This window comes from Pedobacter sp. GW821-FHT01D05, assembly GCF_059422505.1.
In genome coordinates this window covers 731142-752028 of record NZ_JBWKXA010000002.1, presented here as the reverse complement: position 1 = coordinate 752028, position 20887 = coordinate 731142, and the positions used below count along the sequence as shown (strand labels likewise).

General features: G+C 39.4%; 16 protein-coding genes. 6 read left to right on the top strand and 10 right to left on the bottom strand.

Going from position 1 to position 20887, the window contains the following annotated elements; genetic code table 11:
- Nucleotides 1-282 precede the first annotated feature (282 nt).
- The 5 genes from ispG to AC07VK_RS11285 all read right to left on the bottom strand — a co-directional run bounded on the left by ispG (nucleotide 283) and on the right by AC07VK_RS11285 (nucleotide 5727).
- Nucleotides 283-2259: a (E)-4-hydroxy-3-methylbut-2-enyl-diphosphate synthase gene (gene ispG / locus AC07VK_RS11305; RefSeq protein ID WP_492960490.1), complete on the bottom strand. Its 1977-nt coding sequence runs from the start codon at nucleotides 2257-2259 to the stop codon at nucleotides 283-285.
- A 360-nt stretch (nucleotides 2260-2619) separates the two neighbouring features.
- Nucleotides 2620-3231, bottom strand: a complete 612-nt coding sequence (locus AC07VK_RS11300; protein WP_492960488.1) for an RDD family protein — start codon at nucleotides 3229-3231, stop codon at nucleotides 2620-2622.
- A gap of 104 nt (nucleotides 3232-3335) precedes the next feature.
- Entirely contained in the window at nucleotides 3336-4316 is a 981-nt protein-coding gene (locus AC07VK_RS11295) for a toast rack family protein (protein ID WP_492954772.1), read from the bottom strand.
- Between the two features lie 5 nt (nucleotides 4317-4321).
- A complete protein-coding gene (locus AC07VK_RS11290) occupies nucleotides 4322-5017 on the bottom strand; it encodes a PspC domain-containing protein (protein ID WP_492960486.1) in 696 nt (231 codons plus the stop codon).
- A gap of 20 nt (nucleotides 5018-5037) precedes the next feature.
- On the bottom strand, nucleotides 5038-5727 hold the full coding sequence (locus AC07VK_RS11285) for an SDR family oxidoreductase (RefSeq protein WP_492960484.1): 690 nt from the start codon (nucleotides 5725-5727) through the stop codon (nucleotides 5038-5040).
- Between the two features lie 146 nt (nucleotides 5728-5873).
- Here AC07VK_RS11285 and AC07VK_RS11280 point away from each other — a divergent pair, with 146 nt between their 5' ends.
- From AC07VK_RS11280 to msrA, 5 genes are all read left to right on the top strand, one after another.
- Nucleotides 5874-6608 (top strand): MlaE family ABC transporter permease, encoded by a 735-nt coding sequence (locus tag AC07VK_RS11280; RefSeq protein ID WP_057932019.1) that lies wholly within the window; start codon nucleotides 5874-5876, stop codon nucleotides 6606-6608.
- Nucleotides 6608-7360 carry an ABC transporter ATP-binding protein gene (locus AC07VK_RS11275; protein ID WP_086547603.1) on the top strand — a complete coding sequence of 251 codons (753 nt, stop codon included), beginning with the start codon at nucleotides 6608-6610 and terminating at the stop codon, nucleotides 7358-7360. Before AC07VK_RS11280 ends, AC07VK_RS11275 begins: the two co-directional genes overlap by 1 nt.
- Before the next feature lie 105 nt (nucleotides 7361-7465).
- Nucleotides 7466-8347 (top strand): RsmD family RNA methyltransferase, encoded by an 882-nt coding sequence (locus tag AC07VK_RS11270; protein ID WP_131031678.1) that lies wholly within the window; start codon nucleotides 7466-7468, stop codon nucleotides 8345-8347.
- Between the two features lie 97 nt (nucleotides 8348-8444).
- A complete protein-coding gene (locus AC07VK_RS11265) occupies nucleotides 8445-9494 on the top strand; it encodes a hypothetical protein (protein ID WP_492954768.1) in 1050 nt (349 codons plus the stop codon).
- 312 nt (nucleotides 9495-9806) lie between these two features.
- Entirely contained in the window at nucleotides 9807-10349 is a 543-nt protein-coding gene (gene msrA, locus AC07VK_RS11260; RefSeq protein WP_492954767.1) for a peptide-methionine (S)-S-oxide reductase MsrA, read from the top strand.
- Here msrA and AC07VK_RS11255 read toward each other — a convergent pair whose 3' ends face one another.
- Nucleotides 10350-11438 (bottom strand): acyl-CoA dehydrogenase family protein, encoded by a 1089-nt coding sequence (locus AC07VK_RS11255; protein ID WP_492960482.1) that lies wholly within the window; start codon nucleotides 11436-11438, stop codon nucleotides 10350-10352.
- A 19-nt stretch (nucleotides 11439-11457) separates the two neighbouring features.
- On the bottom strand, nucleotides 11458-12090 hold the full coding sequence (pnuC, locus tag AC07VK_RS11250; RefSeq protein WP_492960480.1) for a nicotinamide riboside transporter PnuC: 633 nt from the start codon (nucleotides 12088-12090) through the stop codon (nucleotides 11458-11460).
- A 454-nt stretch (nucleotides 12091-12544) separates the two neighbouring features.
- On the opposite strand from pnuC, the gene AC07VK_RS11245 reads away from it, so the two are divergent.
- Entirely contained in the window at nucleotides 12545-14407 is a 1863-nt protein-coding gene (locus tag AC07VK_RS11245; RefSeq protein WP_492960478.1) for a Xaa-Pro dipeptidyl-peptidase, read from the top strand.
- A gap of 171 nt (nucleotides 14408-14578) precedes the next feature.
- Here the strand turns inward: AC07VK_RS11245 and AC07VK_RS11240 are convergent, their stop codons facing one another.
- The 3 genes from AC07VK_RS11240 to AC07VK_RS11230 all read right to left on the bottom strand — a co-directional run bounded on the left by AC07VK_RS11240 (nucleotide 14579) and on the right by AC07VK_RS11230 (nucleotide 20873).
- Nucleotides 14579-17476: a DNA gyrase/topoisomerase IV subunit A gene (locus AC07VK_RS11240; RefSeq protein WP_492960476.1), complete on the bottom strand. Its 2898-nt coding sequence runs from the start codon at nucleotides 17474-17476 to the stop codon at nucleotides 14579-14581.
- 1013 nt (nucleotides 17477-18489) lie between these two features.
- A complete protein-coding gene (locus AC07VK_RS11235; RefSeq protein WP_492960474.1) occupies nucleotides 18490-20175 on the bottom strand; it encodes a PNGase F N-terminal domain-containing protein in 1686 nt (561 codons plus the stop codon).
- Between the two features lie 209 nt (nucleotides 20176-20384).
- Nucleotides 20385-20873, bottom strand: coding sequence for a cytidine deaminase (locus AC07VK_RS11230; RefSeq protein ID WP_492954761.1), 489 nt, complete (start codon nucleotides 20871-20873; stop codon nucleotides 20385-20387).
- Nucleotides 20874-20887 lie beyond the last annotated feature (14 nt).

The following is a 20887-nucleotide window of genomic DNA, read 5'->3' as shown; positions in this document are numbered from 1 at the left end:
TAGGATTTATTGATCAGAAATTTAAATGGTTGTGTGACTTGTCCATAATGTATCATTAACCACAGATAAAGAGGAACACACAGATAAAATTCAAACTCCTCGGTCTGTATTCTCACATACCGAAATAAAAAACGAGTTAATTTATAAAAGTGGTTTGTGGGGACGCAAACCAAGGCGGATAATTTTAACTCCTCGGTCTGTGTCCCCACAGATCGAAAGTAAAAATATGTAAATTAAAATCTTTATACTGGTCTGTGAGGACACAGACCAGGGATAATTTAATTAAACCTTTTCTACCCAGTTGCCATCATCTTTAATGATGTCGATCAGTTCGTCTAAGGCATAAGCGGTAGTTACATTTTTCTTTACTACTTCTTTACCACGGTATAAAGTGATTTTATCAGGCCCGGTACCCACATAACCGTAATCGGCATCGGCCATTTCACCTGGTCCATTAACAATACAGCCCATGATACCGATTTTTATCCCTTTTAAATGGTCAGTACGTGAACGGATCAGTTGTGTAGTTTCTTGTAAATCGAAAAGTGTTCTTCCACAGCTTGGGCAAGAAATATATTCTGTTTTACTGATGCGTGTACGGGTAGCCTGTAAAATCCCAAAACTTGTAGAGTTAATCAGCGAAAGGTTTTGACCTCCTGCATCAATCCATACCCCATCTCCAAAGCCATCGGTAAACAAAGCGCCAATGTCGGTTGCAGCATAAAGCATTAAATGATCAGCATCTACATCCTGGTAGGTTCTCTTAATGATTACCGGAATCTGAATATTTTCCTCCTGCAAAGCCACAAAAAATGCCCGTTGTTCAGCCATTCCATGCACTGCTGATGTTTCGAGAATTAATACAACATTGGCTAACTGGTTAATTGTTAAATTGGTCAATTGCTTGGCATCAACTTGAACAAAGTTTAAAAATTCGTCTTTAGCTTCTGCCTCTTTAAAAGCTTCCAAAGAGAATAAAGGATGGCAGTTGTTTTTATCTTTAAGTTTTAACCAGGTTTCGTAATTGTAAACTTGCTTTAAATTCCCTGGAAAAGAGAACGATGGTAAATTATCACCTAAGAAGGCTAAATCGCAAGCCTGATCGGCTAAGTTATATTTATCTAAACCTGCGCTATAATTGTAACCAACTGAACTTAAAAAGTAAGGGTCTTTTAAATTTTCTTTCGAAACATCGATCATTACTACCGGATGGTGATGGCCACCAATATGCTGTACAGCAGTGGTAATGCGCCGATTGTACTCGTAAGGGCTATAAGTTTGGCGCTGGGCGTGAAGCGTTGGGAGGAGTGAAATCGACTCCTGACTTCCGGCTTCAGACTTCGGACTCCTTAAAGCATATCGGTCTGCCAAAGCCTTAGCAACTGGCGCTTCAAATTCAGGGTCTTCAGTTAAGGAAACACGGATAGTATCACCTAAACCGTCTTCTAATAGGGTTCCAATACCAACGGCTGATTTAATACGGCCATCTTCGCCATCACCAGCTTCAGTGACACCTAAATGTAAAGGATAATTCATCCCCTCTTTCGCCATGGTTTCTACCAATAAGCGATAGGCTTGAACCATCACCTGGGTATTACTGGCTTTCATCGAGATCACCAGGTTATAGTAATTCTGGTCTTCGCACATACGGATAAATTCCATTGCCGATTCAACCATTCCGCGGGGCGTATCGCCATAATGGCTCATAATCCTGTCTGAAAGCGACCCGTGGTTAGTGCCGATGCGCATGGCAGTGCCATACTCTTTACAGATTTTAACTAAAGGGATAAACTTTTTGTAAATCCTGCTTAACTCCGCATTGTAAGCATCTTGTGTGTATTCTAAATTTTCGAATTTCTTTTTATCTGCATAATTGCCTGGGTTAACCCTTACTTTTTCTACAATACGTGCAGCCATTTCGGCAGCATTAGGCGTAAAATGGATATCTGCAATTAATGGCACATTATAACCACGGAAACGTAGTTCTTTTTTAATATTGGCCAGATTTTCGGCTTCTTTAATGCTAGGTGCAGTGATACGAACATACTCGCAACCCGATTCTACCATGCGGATGGTCTGCTCTACAGTACCCAAAGTATCCATGGTATCGGTGGTTGTCATCGATTGAATCCGGATTGGATTGTGCCCACCTAAAGCAATATCACCTATGTTAACTTCTCGGGTTAAATACCTAGAATAAGCGGTTAAACTGTTGCAATATCCGCCTGCCAGATCATGTTTTGCCAATATATTTTCCATCTGTTTGCAAAGATAAGGATTGTTGGAATGTTTTGATGTTGTAATGTTGTAATTAAATCGCCCCGATCCTAATGGCAAAAATTCAAAGTTTTTTTTGGAAACGGAAGAGCCGCATTGCTTGGCAAATGCAGCCCTGCTTTCGGCTTTAGTCCCGATTAGAAGGAAATCGGGCGCTACCGCCTCAATCAGGTTTATTTTTTAACGGTGGGTGGGTTTGGCATCATTGCACCCGGCCCAGGTCATAAACGGGTGGAAGCGGCATCCTTTGACTGTCAGCCTGAGTGTAGCCGAAAGGCCAGCCAAAGATATAGCGTACAGCCCGGCTAACGAAAATAGTTGTATTGACTTCGCTTTTCTAACTTATATCAACCTGTCTTTTATCACCAGCGTATTGGCTGCAATATCGTGCCAGCATTGGTTTTTCTTATTGAGGAAACTGTACAGGTAACCAAAGAAAACTGGAATTACGGATAAGATTTTAGAAAAATTCCTCACCAGGGAAATTCCAAAAGAAACCCGGCTGCCTTCTAAATCGGTTACCTTAATATTGAGGAGTTTTTTACCGATAGTGGCCTGACTGGCTGATGCTTCGGCAATGCTGCCATAAATGAGCTTAATGATAAATATGGAGGGAAATGGGATTAAAAAAGCCATAATCCGCTGATCTTTACCTTCGATAAAAATATAGCTCGTTAAAATAATGATGCTATATATTCCAAAAATAATAAAATGATCAATTACCGAGGCCAACAACCTTTGATCGAAAGCTGCAAAATATTGGGGTGCTGTTTTTTGATAACTAAAACCCAAAAGCTCACGCAATTCGGGAATTGCATGAGCTTCTTTATAATCGTCCATTCCGGGCTTACGTATAAAAGTATTCGCACTGATGTTTAAATCTTTCAGTTCGGTTAAACTATATGGCCCTTGTGGCTTTCCATTAATTACAACTATATATTGATCAGGATTCATTAGATTGGATCAGGATTATGAGATTTTAGGATTGTAAGATCAGCATTTTATAAAGATTCCGTTAATGAAGCCTTACGCCTTCTACCTTCTAACCTTCAACCTCCCTAATATCTGCTTACTTCAAAGTTACTCAATCCGCCATCTAAATTGATAAAGATTTTTTTGGTTGAGGCCTTATAGTTTGAAGTTTCGTAAACACCATCGCTCAATTTTTCAAAACCATCGAAATCTTTGGCTGATAAACCTGTTTTGGTTTTAATTCGGCAACCTGAATTGGTAGGCACTTTAATTTTCACATCGGCCACCCCAGATTTCACAATTACGTCGGTTATTGGCAATAAATCTCCGAATTTAATATCCAGAGCTGCTGCTCCACCATCAAAGCGGAAGGTGCGAACTTTGTAATTGGTAAAATCAAAGTTTGCTTCGCCAGCGCCCAGTTTCATTAAAATATCCCAGTTGGCTTCTTTATTCAATTTAAAATTAACATCGTTACCGCCATCACCAAAATTCCACTTGCTCTTTTTATCTTCCATTTGGAAAGTAAGTACGGTAGCACTATCGGTAAGCAATTTCTTTAAAGAGAAGTTACCATGCCTTTTCTTCACGTCAGCATTAATCAACTCAGCTGTTTCACCATCAAGATTAAATGAAATGCCACCTCCAGAAATATTTAGTACCGTTTTTTTCGCATTATCTGCCGCTACAAATGGCTCAGACAAACTTAAATGATTATACGAAGTGTCGTTATCGTTATCATCATCGTTGTCGTCATCGTTATGTTCGATATTAATGTCGACATCTTTTTTAAAGTGGCGCCCCCACCAATTACCGCGTTCGGGAACCTGCTGCCCTTTATAAAAAAGGAACGATAAGGCTACCACTAAAACGCCAATAGAAATGATACTCCCAGTTTGCGAATTGTTTTTATTAAACAGGATATTTAAACCTGCTATGATTAAGAATACCGGCCAGAAGCTCCAAACGTTGCGCCAATAAAAATTGATTACGCCAAAGTTTTCGAGTAGAAGTACACCGCCAATAAAAAGCAGGATAATACCCCAAATTAATCTATCTAATTTCATTTTATTTATACTTGAGGGTTAGCGGATGTTGAATTATCATCTTTGTTAGCTGGTGTTGCAGGTTCATTTTCTACAATGGTTTCAGAAAAATCAGCTGTTTTTTGTTGTTCAGCTTCCTGTTGATGCTGAAAAGCAGCCCAGTCGTTCTTTCTTTTTGATTTGGCTATGATACTTACCCCTAAAGCAATAAATATCAATGGCCACATGTACCTGAATAAATTGCGGATACTAAACCAATCGGGGATAAAATCCATTTCCCGCATCAGGAAAAAACATCCTATCACTAGCAATACCAATCCGCCTATGGTGCGGCCGGTATCGTTAGATTTATTGAATTTATCGAAGTTGGGCTGTGTTTCGAAAGGTGTTTTCTGCCCGCCATCAACAGGTTGCGTCCAATTCTGGTTTCCCTGGTTCGCTGGTCCTGCAAAAGGATCGGCAGTTCCAAAGGGTTGTGCATTTGGGTTTTTCTTGCCAAAGTAATCGTTAAATTTAGAAAATCTTGCTGCCGGATCATCATTAACCGGAACAATAATCCACATTACTATATAGGCAACTAAGCCACCTCCAGCCATAAATATAGCCGATAATGCAAACAATAATCTAATTATGGTAACCTCCACCTGCATGTAATCTGCAAGTCCCGAAGCTACACCGGCAATCATCTTATCGTGTTCGTTTCTAAAAAGCTTCTTTTCCATAACGTTGTTCATTTTTGTGTTTAAAAATCAAGCGGAGTAATCAAAACCTCGTCTACATTTACCCCTTTACTTAAGTTTAAAATGGTAAACAAAGTTTCTGCAATATCTTCAGGCTGTACAAATTTTTCATCCGGAATTGTTGTTCCTTCCCAAGATGAAGTTTTAGTAGAGCCTGGCAAAAATGCAGTTACTTTAACATTGTGAGGTGCTAACTCTTGCCGCAATACATGATTAAGACTTAACATCGCTGCTTTTGTTACACTATAACTGCCTCCATTTTTTACAGGTGCTTTACTGGCCACCGAACAGATGTTGAATATATGGCCCCGCTTGGCCAACCGCATTTTTTTTCCGAAAAATTTACTGATGTAATAACAGGCATTTGTATTTAAATGCTGCTGTTTTTCGAAGGTTTCGTCATCCTCATCGAGCATGCTACCCGGCAAAAAAATCCCCACGTTGTTTACTAAAACAGCTACATGATCAAAATCTACATCGGTCGAATTTAAAAAAGCATACACTTCTTCTTTAACTGAACAATCTGCTACCTGGGTAAAAATAGCATGCCCATAAGGGGTTAATTCCTGTCGAAGCCTGTCGAGTTCATCTCTCCCCCTTGCTACCAAAACCAAATCGTACCCATTTTGGGCAAATTTAGTCGCAATAGCTCTACCAATTCCTTTAGTTGCACCGGTTATTACAGCTTTCATTGTTTATGGTTTAAATTTTGTTAACAAAAAACCATATTTATATTCAAAACCACGAATATTTTTACAATTAGCAAAGCGCTCCAACTTTTTTATCGTTTCTTTGTAGTATTATAAATGATCATTTAAATTAAGCAAATACATACGGAATGAATTTTACCAATTTCGGCAGATACATCCTGCTACTCAAGTCTGTATTCAGAAGGCCGGAAAAACTGAAAATTTACCTAAAAGAAATCGCCAAACAAATGGATTATGTTGGCGTAGGCTCTTTAGGTTTAATTGCTATTATCTCCACTTTTATTGGTGCAGTAATGACACTACAAATTGCTTTCCAGCTGGTTAGTGATTTTATTCCAAAAACAATTATCGGTTCTGTAAACCGCGACTCGAGTATATTGGAGTTAAGCCCAACCATTAGTGCAATAGTACTGGCAGGAAAAATCGGATCGGCCATTTCATCAGAAATTGGTTCGATGCGTGTTACCGAGCAGATTGATGCTTTAGAAATTATGGGTATAAATGCACCTGGATATTTAATTCTACCTAAAATTATTTCGGGCATCACCATGGTGCCCATGTTGGTAATCATTTCTATGTTTTTAAGCATTACCGGTGGATATATTGGCGGTTCTATTTCGGGTGCTGTTACTCCTGCAGAATATATTCAAGGTATAACAACTGATTTTAATCCTTACACCATCACAGTTGCTTTGGTAAAGGCATTTGTATTCGGTTTCATTATTACATCAGTTCCGGCTTACGAAGGTTTTTACGTTCGTGGTGGTGCTTTAGAAGTTTCGCAGGCCAGTACAAGAGCGGTTGTAATTAGCTGTATCTCTATTCTAGTTTGCGATTATTTAGTTACTCAACTTTTATTGTAATGATCGAAATTAAAGATATCTATAAATCTTTTTCCGGAAATGATGTACTACAAGGCATTTCTGGAAAGTTTGAAGAAGGTGTAACCAATTTAATTATCGGTGGTTCCGGATCAGGAAAAACAACGCTACTGAAATGTATGGTAGGTTTACATCAACCAGATTCGGGCTCGGTATTGTACGATGGCCGCGATTTTACGCCGATGACCTACGAACAGCGCATTGAAGTGCGTAAAGAAATTGGTATGTTGTTTCAAGGTTCTGCCCTGTTTGATAGTATGACAGTTGAAGAAAACATCATGTTTCCCTTAAATATGTTTACTGATCAGAGCAGAAAAGAAAAGCTTGAAAGAGTTGATTTTTGTTTGGAACGGGTAAACCTTGCAGGTAAAAACAAATTATTCCCGGCAGAATTATCGGGAGGAATGAAAAAACGTGTAGGTATTGCACGTGCCATTTCGATGAACCCGAAATATTTGTTCTGCGATGAGCCTAACTCGGGTCTAGACCCAAAAACCTCGATCGTAATTGATGAACTAATTCAGGAAATTACCGAAGAATATAAAACCACAACTATTGTGGTAACGCATGATATGAACTCGGTAATGGGGATTGGCGATTACATTTTATTCTTACACGAAGGGAAAAAATTCTGGGAAGGCAGCAATAAAGAAATTGCACATACCGATATTAAGGAACTAAACGATTTCGTATTCGCCAGCCGCTTCATGAAAGCTGCAAAAGATAAGTTTTAAACTAAATAAAATCGTCATTGCGAGGCACGAAGCAATCTCCTTCTGTATATTTATCGCATTAAGATTGCTTGGTGCCACACAATGACGGACTATACATAATAATACATGATACAATTACTTGCCCCAACCCACTGGAAAGATTATGAACTGATTGATTGCGGGGATTTTGAAAAATTAGAACGTTTTGGAAATGTAACCCTTATCCGTCCTGAACCACAGGCGGTATGGAAAAAAACATATTCAGAACAGGATTGGAAAAAAACGGCCAACATTACTTTCAGGGGCCGTTCGGCTACTTCTGGCGAATGGGTAAAGAAAAATCAATCTATTCCTGATCGTTGGCATGTAGAATATAAAAATGATGAAGTGGCCATTAAACTCCGCCTAGGTTTAACTTCTTTTAAACACGTGGGCGTATTCCCTGAGCAGGCAGTAAACTGGGATTTCATCTCTTCGTCGATTAAAAAATTTAAAACGCCACAGCCCAAAGTTTTAAATCTTTTCGCTTATACTGGTGCGGCATCACTAATTGCCAATGCAGCAGGTGCTGAAACCACGCACGTAGATTCGATTAAACAGGTAGTTACCTGGGCAAACGAAAACCAGGAGCTTTCAGGATTGAAAGATACCCGTTGGATGGTAGAAGACGCCTTAAAGTTTGTAAAAAAAGAATTAAAAAGAGGCAAAAAATACAACGGAATCATTTTAGATCCTCCTGCTTATGGCCACGGCCCTAATGGCGAAAAATGGAAACTGGAAGATCATATTCAGGAAATGATGCAGGATGTAGTACAGCTGCTGGATGAAAAAGAACACTTCTTAATCCTAAATACTTATTCATTAGGGTTTTCGTCGGTAATTGTAGAAAACCTAATCCGCACCTCATTCCCATCTGTTCAAAACCTCGAAACTGGAGAACTATTTTTACAGGCTACTTCGGGCATTAAATTGCCCTTGGGTGTTTTTGGTAAATTCTGTAATGTGTAAATGTTGATTACTTTATTTTAAACTACCAGATTTCCACCCTACTTTCATCAAAACAGATTCGGAAACTGTCTAAACTTTAATTATCTATATAATATCTATGAAATTTCCTCAATTAGCAGGCACACTAATACTTGGTTTTGCCGCAATCAGCTTATTTGCCAACTGTAATTCAGACGGTAAGAGCAGTAGCGGTATCGGTAAAATCTTCTCTTCTGATTCGACTAAAAAGAAAACAGACTCAACAGTAAACGTAATGAAACCGGTTGATCCAAAGCTTTACGATTCGTTGGTGAAAAAACTAGCAAACGGAGATACTACGGGAAGATGGCCGGTAAAAAAACAACCATATCCTTTAGCGGGCGCTATTTTACCTTTTAAACGCATAGTTGTTTATTACGGAAACCTACATTCGAAAAAAATGGGGGCACTTGGCGAATATGCACCTAAAGAAATGTGGCAGCGTTTAAATGCAGAGGTTAAACATTGGGAAAAAGCCGATCCTTCTACCCCTGTACAACCAGGCTTACACTATATTGCTGCAGTAGCAAGTGGAACACCAGGAAAAGACGGAAAATACATCAATAGAATGGGCAATAAACAGATTGATTCTGTTTTGAAAATTGCCAAAATGCAGCCTAACACGATCGTATTCTTAGATCTTCAGGTAGCTTTAAGTACCATTAAAGCCGAGTTACCTCATATTGCAAAATACCTTGAATTGCCATACGTTCACTTGGGTATAGATCCTGAATTTTCGATGAAAGACGGAACATTGCCTGGCAAAAAGATCGGCACCTATGATGCTGCCGACATTAACTATGTAACCGGATATTTAGCAGATATTGTTAAAAAATACAATTTGCCTCCAAAAGTATTTGTATTGCATCGTTTTACTAAAAAGATGGTAACCAATTCGCCTAACATTAAATTACGTCCTGAGGTGCAGGTTGTAGTGCATATGGATGGATGGGGTGAACCTGAATTAAAAAAAGGCACCTACCGCCATTTTATACAAGGCGAACCTGTACAGTTTACCGGCTTTAAATTATTTTACAAAAATGATTTAAAGAAAGAACCAAAGCGTTTGATGACTCCGGAAGAGCTGTTAAAGCTTACACCAAAACCGATCTATATTCAATATCAATAAGAATTTTAAAGCCTGTAATTCGATTACAGGCTTTTTTGTTTTCATGCTATATAGTATACACTTTGTGCTATATCTCCCGTTTAATTAAGTTGAACCACAGGTGCATCCAGATAAACACGGATTTTTAGTTCTGTACGGATCCTTTTTATGTATATCATCTTAAAGACATTAAAGTATTTACCCTAAATGCTGCCTAAACTGCCTCTACTTAAAACTTATAGGAATAATCGGTAATTAACCAATCTTTAATATCAAAAAAATGTCTTTTTTTGATTGATTAAAAAACTGGAATAGATTTTATATAAGGAGGATATGCAAACAGCAACATTTGGCGGAGGCTGCTTTTGGTGCACCGAAGCCGTTTTTCAAACGTTAAATGGAGTAAGCCAGGTTACGTCAGGCTACATGGGGGGAGATTTAAAGCATCCTACCTATATGGAAATCTGTAATGGCGATACCGGACATGCAGAAGTAATTCGGATCTCATTCGATGAAAATGTTATTTCTTTCAATGAGCTTTTATTGGTGTTCTTTAAAACCCATAATCCAACAACTTTAAATAGACAGGGTAATGATGTTGGTACACAATACCGCTCAGTGGTTTTTTACGTAAATGAAGATCAGAAAAAGCAGACGGAGGAAATGATCGAAGATTTAACCCAACAACATATTTTCGACAAACCCATTGCAACGGAAGTTTCCCCTATAGCCGAATTTTATGAGGCTGAAGATTATCATCAAAACTATTTTAGCAACAACCAGGGAAAACCTTACTGTGCATTTGTGATACAACCCAAACTGAATAAGTTTGCTACTGAGTTTAAAAATAAAATTAAGCCAGCGCTTTTGGAATAATTAAATTTCGAAAGTAAGTAAAGCATGTTGGCTTGCCGTATGAATATCTCTCCAAACCCTATTTATTTCCGATTCTTTTTTTGCAGCCTCTAAACCACAGTATGGGAATAAAGTAGCTGCCGATTTCCAACAGGCATGGGCCAATTTACGACTGATTGAACTCACCTCCATTAAAATATCTTCAGCAATTTCTCCTTCATTCATTAACTGCCTCCAGGATTTATCAAACATATGGTAAAATTTTGTACGAAGGCCCAGTACTTCTTCTTTACAACGGTTAAGTTCGCTGTTAAAAAACAAAATCTGCGCCTCGCTATATCTCCCCAAACCCGAACGGGAGTAAAAAGATTGCGCTACCAGTTTAATAAAGTGATTGGTCATTCCTAAACTATTTACCGTTAACGTAGTTTCTGCGAGTTGTAAAAAGGGATAATCAAAGCCAGAATCTGCTACTTCGATATGCTGGTTAATTTTAAAGGTTCTATTTTCGTCAACGTTTAAATCGCAAACTTCAAAAGCATGACTGCCTGTTGCCATTAAACCAAAGTAAGACCAACCGGGTAAAATATTTACTTCCTCTTTCTTAAGGATGAATGATTTAATTTCAGGTTCTCCGTTTTCATCCAAAACATCATCGCCATTTTCGTTCTTAAGCGTACAGTTGGCTGTAAATATAGTAGCGTGTAATGCACCACTGGCATAACTCCATTTTCCATTGAGCAGATACCCCCTTTGCGTTTTAATGGCTACGCCACCAACAGCACCGCTCCCGGCAAAACAAACTTTACGATCTGCAAAAATCTCTGCAGCCAATTCTGGATTTAAAAACCCTGCAAACCACCCTGCACCAGCACAAAGTGTAATGGTCCAGCCTAAACTCCCATCGGCCTCTGCCAATTCTTCTTCCAATCTTAAAATTTCAGGAAGTTTTTTATTCGGTCCTCCATAAATTTCGGGTACAAAAAGCTTAAACCAGTTTTCCTGATAGGCCAGTTCTAAAATTTCGGGATGAAGTTTACCCATTTCTTCAGAAAGCGCTGCATAAGCTTTTACTTTTTCCTGCCAGGTGATGCTTAATGTTTCTTGCATAATTATTTTTTTGCTTTGCCTAGGAAGGTAATTGAGCTAATTTGACGCGGCTTTTGTTAATGATTTTCTTCCAGTCTAAAAATCCAAATATGGCTACAGTGAACAAAAACGTAGTTAAACAGGCCATTAGTGGAAGCTTTTTATGAAATAGCAAAGGAATGGCCACAATATTAGAAATGTTCAAGAATATCCAGTTTTCTATTTTACGCTTGGCCAATAGCCACATACCTGCCCATGCAGTAGCAGAAACAAAGGCATCAAAAACAGGCACATCCGAATCGGTATAATGCCTCAATACAAGGTAAAGCACCCCGAAACCAATCACAGAAATTAAAATCGCAATGGTTAATTCTTTATTGCCCGACCATGAAACCTGGTTTTCTCCCTCCTGTTTTCTTTTCTTCCAGATTATCCATCCGTAAACGCTCATCACCAGATAATAAATATTTAAAAGCACCTCAGCATATAATTTAACGCCTAGCAATAAAAACATCCACAATAGAACAGAAATTATTCCTGTTGGATATAACCAAATGCTGTTCTTTTTTGCCAATAAAACTTCGGAGATCCCGAACCCCACAGCCAACCATTCGATTAATGAGGTGTGTAAAATCTGCTCCTGAAAAAGCTTAAACCAATCTTGAAAATTCATTTACAATAATTTGCCCTGCGGCCGGTAAAAATAATTAGATACCGTTTTCGGGGCGAAACAGTTTTGTAAATTTTAACCTCTTCCTACGGCGGCATTACCCGCATCAGGTTCATTTAAGGTTGAGGGCGGGAGGGCTTTAAGCTTGAGGGGAAACCCTCTGCCTTTTACTTTTCTACCTTTTGCCTTAAAATGGGTATAATCTCAGCAAATTGATGGCAACAGGCATTGCAACATCAAAAGCACCCCTTTGAGCAAAGCAAATATAAGAAATAATAATCAGTGGCCACCTATCTGTTCTGTTTCATCCAGATTATTAATATCACCACATGTATTTTAAAAATAGCATTATGTAACCATAATTAATTAATTTCGAAGCAGCAAATCTCAAAAAAAAACTTGTTTTTTGTTTACAACACAAAGGAAACAACCATAAACTATTTTAAATCTAAAAACCATGATAAACCTTAATTTAAAAAAAGGTAAATTATTTAAACTTCCTTTTTTATTATTTTCAGTGGCTTTTTCTGCTTTTGCACAAGAAAAAACTGAAGCGGCTAAAACCCTTCCTATATTTAAAGATGGCGAAGCACAGATTGTAAACTTGTTTGACACTCCCGACAAGTGGATCCGCACCGATTTATGGGTAGAAACAACATTTGATACCGATGGCGATGGAAAGCCTGACCGTATGCATGTTGATGTTACACGGCCTTACCAAACCGAAACCGAAGGATTAAAACTACCTGTTATTTATGAATCAAGTCCATATTACGCAGGAACAGCCGGAAATGATAAAGATGTATTTTGGGATGTAAAGCACGAAATTGGTGAAAAATCATCTATAGCCCGTGTACACCCTGAGGTAATACGTACCGGCAAAAGACCAATTATATCGAACTCTTTAATCAGAGAATGGGTTAAAAGGGGTTTTATTATCGTACACTCTTCTTCACCCGGCACTGGACTTTCACAAGGATCTCCAACGGTGGGTGGAATAAATGAATCGCTGGCTCCAAAAGCAGTGATCGAATGGCTTGGAGGGAAAGATAATGGTTACACTAGCCCTGATGGAAATGAAAAAGTTAAAGCTTACTGGAGTACGGGAAATGTTGGAATGACAGGAACTTCTTATAATGGTACCATCCCGCTTGCAGCGGCCACTACCGGCGTTGAGGGACTAAAGGCCATCATACCTATCGCACCAAATACCTCTTACTATCATTATTATCGTTCAAATGGCTTAGTAAGAAGTCCCGGAGGTTATTTGGGAGAAGATGTTGATGTTTTATACGATTACATACACAGTGGCGCAGAAGATAAAAGAGCCTATGCAAATAAAACAATAAGAGATGAAGAAATGGCCCAGGGAATGGATCGTGTAACTGGTGATTACAATAAATTTTGGGCAGGTAGAGACTATTTAAATGCCATCAAACCGATGAAAGCGGCCTTACTAATGTCGCACGGCTTTAATGACTGGAATGTAATGCCCGAACATAGCTATCGAATTTATAAAGCGGCTGAAGCCAAAGGTTTACCCGTACAGATTTTTTATCATCAGCAAGGGCACGGTGGCCCACCTCCAATGAAAATGATGAACAGGTGGTTTACGCGTTTTTTGTTTGGAATTGAAAACGGTGTGGAAAAAGATCCCAAAGCCTGGATTGTGAGAGAAAATCAACCAAACTCGAACCCAACACCCTACGCCGATTACCCAAACCCAGATGCCAGTAATGTAAAACTTTATCTGGGAGCTGGAGGAAAGAACCAAGGAAACCTATATATCAGTAAACCACAGAAACAATCTGCAGAAACTTTAGTAGATGATGTTTCTTTTTCGGGCAGTGACCTGGCAAAAGCTGAAAATTCAGAACACCGCTTGCTTTATGTAAGTACTACATTAAAAGAAGCAGTTCATTTATCGGGCCTAACACAATTTACAGTTAAGTTGGCCAGCAATAAACCAGCAGCCAATTTCTCTGTTTGGTTAGTTGCTTTACCCTGGACAGAGGGAAATGGCGCAAAATTAATGGACAACGTAATTACGCGCGGATGGGCCGATCCTCAAAACAATAAATCGTTAACTGAAAGTGCGCCTTTAATTCCTGGTAAATTTTACGAACTCAAATTTAATCTTCAGCCAGATGATCAAATTATACCTGCAGGTAAGAAAATTGCCCTGATGATTTTCTCGAGCGATAAAGAATTTACGCTTTGGCCAAAAGCCGGAACTCAGCTAACCATTGATTTAAATGCAACCACACTTACTTTACCTGTAGTAGGTGGAATTAGTGCATTTGAAAAAGCGATAAAATAGTACCGCTTCATTAAAATAAGTTTAGCCGATATAGCACCATCAATCACAAGATTGCTGATGCTATATTGGCTTTTATTATCTCCTAACTGTTATTTAACTGCGTTCACTTAAGAGTGCTCCTCCAAAGGAGTTCTTCTGAACACTACGGCGGGATAAAGATCTTGGTAATATTTAAAATAATCCCAGCTGCCCCTTATCGTCAATATCTATATCATCCGGATTGGTGATTTCGAAATCTATCTTTTTAACGGGTTTTTCTTCTACTTCGGGTTTATCTACAGTTTTAACTTCTTCTTTTTTAACAGGTTCGGCTTCTGGCTTAGGTTTTTCTACCAATGGCTTTTCTACAGTAACAGGTTTTTCTTTTACCTCTGGTTTATCAGGCTTAACCACAGGAACTTCTGCACGCTCGAATTTTGGTTTTGGTTGCGCTACAACAGGTTCATCAGTTACTTTTGCTTCAGGCCCTTCAACATCGCTTACTGTTTCTTCATTGTTCACTTCTTCATCAGCCGTTAACTCCTTACCCTCAATTTCTTCGATGTTGATTTCCTCTGGTTCCTCAACGGCTACCTCAGGCTCTTCTAACACCACTTTCTGTACGTCATGCGGCGATAATCGATTGCCATTTGCCTTTAGTCCTTTAACATCAATCAGTTCTGCTAAGGTTAAATCCAATGTTTCCGGAATTTGGGTTTTACCCTTTAAAACATCAACAATAATTTTCGCTGCCGGATTTGAAGTAAGGAACAACAACCTCGATTTTTGCTCTTCACTAATAAAAATGGTTTTCCTGCCATTAGCTTGCAGTTCGAATGTAAAACGTTTAATAAAATAATTTTGTGCCTTACCTTCAAAATGGACTGCAGCAAAAATCTTCTCCGGATCAAACTTCTGGATCAAGATCAGGCCATCATCAAAATGGTTACTCAATTCAAAAGAACTTAACTCGTAAAAGCCATCTTTGTGTACCTGTAAAATGCGGTCGTCGCCATCAAATTCGCCCAGGTATTTTCCACGGCCATCAACATTTAAGCGTTTTAATAAATCATCATACCAAATTTTTAGTCCTGATAAGGTAGAAACGCCTTTGCTCTTCAAGATGATCTTTTTGACCGGATATTTCGAAATGATATTCCCCTGCGATCCACGCCCCTTAATGGCCACTTCTGCAAAATCCTGATCGAACTGAAGCTTGCGCAATTTAGAATGCGGTTTCAGCGCAACATTCACTACTTCAGCCTCACCATTCGGGTTCGCGGTAAAATATAAAACCTTTGAGCCTTTCGATCCCTTGGTTAAATCGTATTCCTTATCGCGTGTTACCCCAACTACGGCAAACCTTTTAATATATGAAGTACCACTTGCACCATCTTTATAAATCATGTTGTAAATGGTACGCTCGTCGTTTTTCTTAAATACCTGGGCGTGAATAATGCCTTTGCCTACAAAGGTTTTATCGGCCACCTTGGTAATGATGCATTTACCATCTTCACGGAAAACAATTACTTCGTCTATATCCGAACAGTCTGCTACGAATTCATCTTTACGTAAACCCGATCCGATAAATCCATCCTCACGGTTCATATACAGTTTCACGTTCGCCAATGCTACTTTCGATGCTTCTACCCGATCGAACAAACGGATTTCGGTTTTACGTTCTCTTCCCTTTCCGTATTTATCCTTCAGTTTCTGGTACCAGGCAATAGCATAATCGGTAAGATGTTTTAAATGATTTTTAACCACCTTAATTTCATCTTCCAGATTTTTCATCTGTTCATCGGCCTTTTTCACATCAAAACGGGTGATGCTACTCATTGGCTTATCAATCAGTTTCTTAAAATCCTCAGGCAAAATTTCGCGGTAAAGCGACGGCTTAAACGGATCAAATAAAATGTGTAATACCTCAACTACGGTATCAAAATTGGTTGAGTTTTCATATTCAGGATTTTTATACATGCCCTCCTGAATAAATATTTTAAGTAAAGAACTAAAGAAAATCTTTTCCTGCAACTCGTGCAAGCGAATCTCCAGTTCTCTTTTTAGTAAATTTTTAGTGTGTTTTGTATTTTCAATCAGGATATCGTTTACACTCAAAAAGAGTGGCTTATCGCCTTGAATAATACAGGTATTTGGCGAAATCGATACCTCGCAGGCTGTAAAGGCATACAGTGCATCAATGGTTACATCAGGCGAAATACCCGGTGCCAGGTGCACTACAATTTCTACGCTGGCCGCCGTGTTATCCTCAATCTTTTTAATCTTGATTTTGCCTTTATCATTGGCCGATAAAATGCTATCGATAACAGAACCTGTTGTGGTGCTAAACGGGACTTCGGTAATCACCAAAGTCTTTTTATCCTTCTCGGTAATTTTCGCACGCACGCGGATTTTACCTCCACGCTGCCCTTCATTATAATTCGAGAAATCGGCCATACCGCCCGTAAAGAAATCGGGCAATATATTTGGGCGCACACCTTTCAGCGCTTCTATCGAGGCATCCAGCAATTCGATAAAATTGTGTGGCATTACTTTGGTCGCCAACCCCACAGCAATACCTTCAGCCCCTTGCGCCAATAACAAAGGGAATTTAACCGGTAAAGTTATTGGCTCGTTATTACGCCCGTCATAACTTAACTGCCACTCGGTAGTATCAGGGTTAAACACCACATCGTTGGCAAATTTTGATAAACGTGCCTCGATATAACGTGGTGCCGCAGCACTATCGCCCGTAACCGGATCGCCCCAGTTACCCTGCATATCGATCAATAAATCTTTTTGACCGATCTGCACCATCGCATCGCCAATAGATGCATCACCATGCGGGTGATATTTCATGGTATTACCGATTACATTCGCCGCCTTATTAAAACGTCCATCATCCATCTCTTTAAGTGAGTGCATAATGCGCCGTTGAACAGGCTTTAGTCCATCGTTAATGTGCGGAACTGCCCTATCGAGAATTACATAAGACGCATAATCGAGAAACCAGTTTTCGTATAAACCGTTGATTGGGGTTATGGTATGTTTGTGCTCTTCGTTTACGTTTTGATCTAATTCTTCACTCATTTATTTACAAAAATTGGCAGCCGTAAATATAATAAAAATGATTTCATAGAATGAAGAGAGGTTATTCACATTTCGGAATGGGAAATTTGTTTTTAATGACCTGACGTTTATGTATTGGCCACGGAGGCACGGAAACCACGGAGTATATTTCGTCATCTCGACCCTAGTGTTCCAATGGAATTCCTTTGGAGGAGAGATCTTAAAATTTAATTTAAATAATTTGATTCGAAGATCTCTCCTCGCCTCTATGGGCAGGCATTGGCGGCCTGTCGAAATCGAAAATTGTTTTAAGGGTTTTGGAAAGCAGGGGCCGGTAGGGTTTGTTTAGTGTTTCTTCCGGCTTTCCGATACGATCTTTTTTGCTCCAAGCCCCGCCTAAGGCAGCAAAAAAGGATCTCCTCTTCAATCCGGTTTAGAAAAATAGTTTCGTGCTGCTATTGAGGGTTGCACAGTGCATAGGGTCACCTCCAGCCCCTCCTTGAAAATAAGGAGAGGAGCTGGATTATGTGATAAGTTTAGCCCACACGTCATTCCCGCGCAGGCCTAACGTGTGGACACATCTTTATATCGTAGATTTATAGGGTGTTATGCTAAGCTAACTTTAATAGCCCATAGGTTTTACCGAAGAACGCTGTCAATCCCAAGTGGCAGGAGAATCAAAAAAACAGGTGCACAATAATATATTTAGCACTACCAAACCTGAAACGCAGTGGTTTTGTGTTCAATAATCATGATTCCCAGCGTTTAAAGGGTATTGAACACAAAACGAAGTGCCGCTGTTTTTTTGATGAGCCTGAGGCAGAGAGAAGCCACCTTGCCGGATTGACAAAGCGCTTTGGCTACTTTGGCGCTCCAAAGTAGCATGCCCCTGTGGCATAGAGCAGAAAAAACTTTATATTATCTGTGTCAATGCGGCAGGAAGTCGAATCAATAGAGAAATCTACAAGATAAAAGCTTTAATCATAGATTTCTCCACTGCGGTCGAAATGACAATTGTAAGAAAAATATTATAACTATTCTACACCTAACAACACACCCGAAACATTCCATGCGCTCGAACTCGAGCCCTCAGGTTTTCCCATCGGGATGGTTACTTTGATGGTATGTGCACCAGCTTTTAAATCGCCTAAACTGATCCATTCGGGATTGGTAACCGTGCCCAGGCACCAGTTAGAACGGCTTAAATCTGAGGAGGAAAGACCCGTTTCGAAATTTCCAGAGGCAGGATTCGATAACCGGTACGAACCACAATCCTGGCGCCATGGTGTAAAAGTGAATGTTTCTTTTTCATCCAGCCAGATGGTGTTTTTCCGGGGCACAAACTCATCGCCATTTCCCCAGCCACCATGGCCGGTTGTAATGTAGCGCAGTTTTGCATCTTTAAGGTCTTTTGCTAAGGTAAAGGAAACTTCCAATCCCTTATCGCTGCTAAACATGGTTGCATACTCCTGTCCAGCCATCTCCATCACATTTGTTGAATTAAACAAAGGCAAAATCACTTCTTTAGCTTCTTTCTCTCTTCCTCCATTATGCAGGGTTATATTTAAAGAAACTTTATGGCCACCTTTATCATAGTTGCCAATAAAAACGGCTACCCAAACTTCTTTTCCATTTATCAGCGGAAATAATTCAGAAACATCCTGTCTATAGTAAACTTTTTCAGCCCAATTTTTATCCTTCAATTTTAAATTATTGTATTTACCAATACCAAAAGGGGTAAAAAAGCGCATTAACTCTATAACGGGATTATAATTTGCTGTGGCCACAACCCCCTGGTATTTCTTTCCATTACCATTATCATAAACCGGTAGGTTTTTAACAGAATTTTTAAGTGCATCCATTAAACTGATCTGTTTATCGGTTGTGATGATAAATACCGATCCTGTTCGATCGTAGGCATCGCCGTTCGATTGCTCCGTTAAATCGACAAAAACATTGGGGCCGGACTGAAATTCAGGGAATTTAACTTTCCTGGCAATCACCGTTCCCCCCGCAAAGCGGAATACAGAATCGTTCGATTGTGGTTTATCTATAAAATTAATTGTTTCGTTATTAAAAACCCCCAGCGTGGTAAACCTGCTTTTCCAAAGCAAATCTTTATATGTTAATCCATCGCTTAGCTTAGCACTTATTTTTTGCAGATCGATCGGTTTCGAATTTTTAACTTCCTCAATTTTTGTAGCCGTTACAAAGCTACTACCGTTACGCACCTGTTCTAAAACCAAACCAAGGTTCTGGCCCAAACTGGTGGGTGCAGCTTTAATACCAGCATCGCTTGTATACCATAAATCTATTCTATTGGAATTGACAACCGTGGTGGCCTTTTTGCAGGTATAACCCAAAATCACTTTGGTTTCGTTGCTCAACTCAAAGGTTTGCTTACCAATTGCAAGGCTATCGGCCGTTGCAATCTGCTTATCTGTGCCTAAATCAGCAACCTGAAATAAAATCTGCGCTGGCTTAGCAACAATGCTCTGTTCGTAAGGATACTTTGCTTTATGATCGAGAACAGCAACATTGCTGATTAAATTCTGATTTGCTGAAGCGATTACCACAGTGGCATTACGGTCTTCTTTCGGCTTCCCATCAGCAGAACGGAAATAAACTATTTTATAAACTACATTACTTTTAAGAACGGTTTGGGCATTTGCGCCAAAAGAAATAAAAAGGGAGAAAATAAGGATATAGAGGTGTTTCATTGTGGTTTAAAAAAACCAAATATAGGGAATAAGACAAGAATATTATTTTAGCCTCATTTAAAGAGAAAAGTCGTCATTTCGACTGAAGCATAGTCCCAAACCTTCGGGAGAGAGATCTACCTCGATAGATTTAGCTTCGCTGAGCCTTCGGGTTCTCGACTACGTTGCACCCGATAGCTATCGGGGTCCGCTCGAAATGACGGCCGGCCCTATCGCTCCAACCGATCCTCTACAAAAGCAAAAGGCAGTAAACTCTTTACACTGGGTACTTTTAAAACCTCACCGTTTAAGCAATAAAAAATCACCTCAATCGGCGTATTTTGCTTGCGTTCAAACTCTGCCATCACCTGCAAACAGCCTCCGCAAGAAGTAACGGGCTTTAAAATCTCAAAATTATCAGTTTGGGCAGTAATAGCCATACTTTCAATAACTGCATTTGGATAGGTAGCGCCAATAGTAAAAAGGGCAACACGCTCTGCACAAAGTCCAGATGGGTAGGCTAAATTTTCTTGATTGCTACCCAATACCGTTTCGCCAGAAGCCAAACGGATGGCCGTACCAACCCTAAATTTAGAATAAGGAGAATATGAAGTATTTAAAGCCTTCTCGGCAAGCTCGCAAAGCGTTCTATCTGCCAATGTTAATTCTGTAATACTTTCGTATTGTTCAAAAGATATATTTAGATTTATTGAATTCATTTTTAACTAATTAG

What these genes read in the sequence shown, in the direction of transcription:
- ispG (WP_492960490.1), bottom strand. Translation starts at nt 2,259, where the DNA reads ATGGAAAATATATTGGCAAAACATGATCTGGCAGGCGGATATTGCAAC.
- AC07VK_RS11300 (WP_492960488.1), bottom strand. Translation starts at nt 3,231, where the DNA reads ATGAATCCTGATCAATATATAGTTGTAATTAATGGAAAGCCACAAGGG.
- AC07VK_RS11295 (WP_492954772.1), bottom strand. Translation starts at nt 4,316, where the DNA reads ATGAAATTAGATAGATTAATTTGGGGTATTATCCTGCTTTTTATTGGC.
- AC07VK_RS11290 (WP_492960486.1), bottom strand. Translation starts at nt 5,017, where the DNA reads ATGGAAAAGAAGCTTTTTAGAAACGAACACGATAAGATGATTGCCGGT.
- AC07VK_RS11285 (WP_492960484.1), bottom strand. Translation starts at nt 5,727, where the DNA reads ATGAAAGCTGTAATAACCGGTGCAACTAAAGGAATTGGTAGAGCTATT.
- AC07VK_RS11280 (WP_057932019.1), top strand. Translation starts at nt 5,874, where the DNA reads ATGAATTTTACCAATTTCGGCAGATACATCCTGCTACTCAAGTCTGTA.
- AC07VK_RS11275 (WP_086547603.1), top strand. Translation starts at nt 6,608, where the DNA reads ATGATCGAAATTAAAGATATCTATAAATCTTTTTCCGGAAATGATGTA.
- AC07VK_RS11270 (WP_131031678.1), top strand. Translation starts at nt 7,466, where the DNA reads ATGATACAATTACTTGCCCCAACCCACTGGAAAGATTATGAACTGATT.
- AC07VK_RS11265 (WP_492954768.1), top strand. Translation starts at nt 8,445, where the DNA reads ATGAAATTTCCTCAATTAGCAGGCACACTAATACTTGGTTTTGCCGCA.
- msrA (WP_492954767.1), top strand. Translation starts at nt 9,807, where the DNA reads ATGCAAACAGCAACATTTGGCGGAGGCTGCTTTTGGTGCACCGAAGCC.
- AC07VK_RS11255 (WP_492960482.1), bottom strand. Translation starts at nt 11,438, where the DNA reads ATGCAAGAAACATTAAGCATCACCTGGCAGGAAAAAGTAAAAGCTTAT.
- pnuC (WP_492960480.1), bottom strand. Translation starts at nt 12,090, where the DNA reads ATGAATTTTCAAGATTGGTTTAAGCTTTTTCAGGAGCAGATTTTACAC.
- AC07VK_RS11245 (WP_492960478.1), top strand. Translation starts at nt 12,545, where the DNA reads ATGATAAACCTTAATTTAAAAAAAGGTAAATTATTTAAACTTCCTTTT.
- AC07VK_RS11240 (WP_492960476.1), bottom strand. Translation starts at nt 17,476, where the DNA reads ATGAGTGAAGAATTAGATCAAAACGTAAACGAAGAGCACAAACATACC.
- AC07VK_RS11235 (WP_492960474.1), bottom strand. Translation starts at nt 20,175, where the DNA reads ATGAAACACCTCTATATCCTTATTTTCTCCCTTTTTATTTCTTTTGGC.
- AC07VK_RS11230 (WP_492954761.1), bottom strand. Translation starts at nt 20,873, where the DNA reads ATGAATTCAATAAATCTAAATATATCTTTTGAACAATACGAAAGTATT.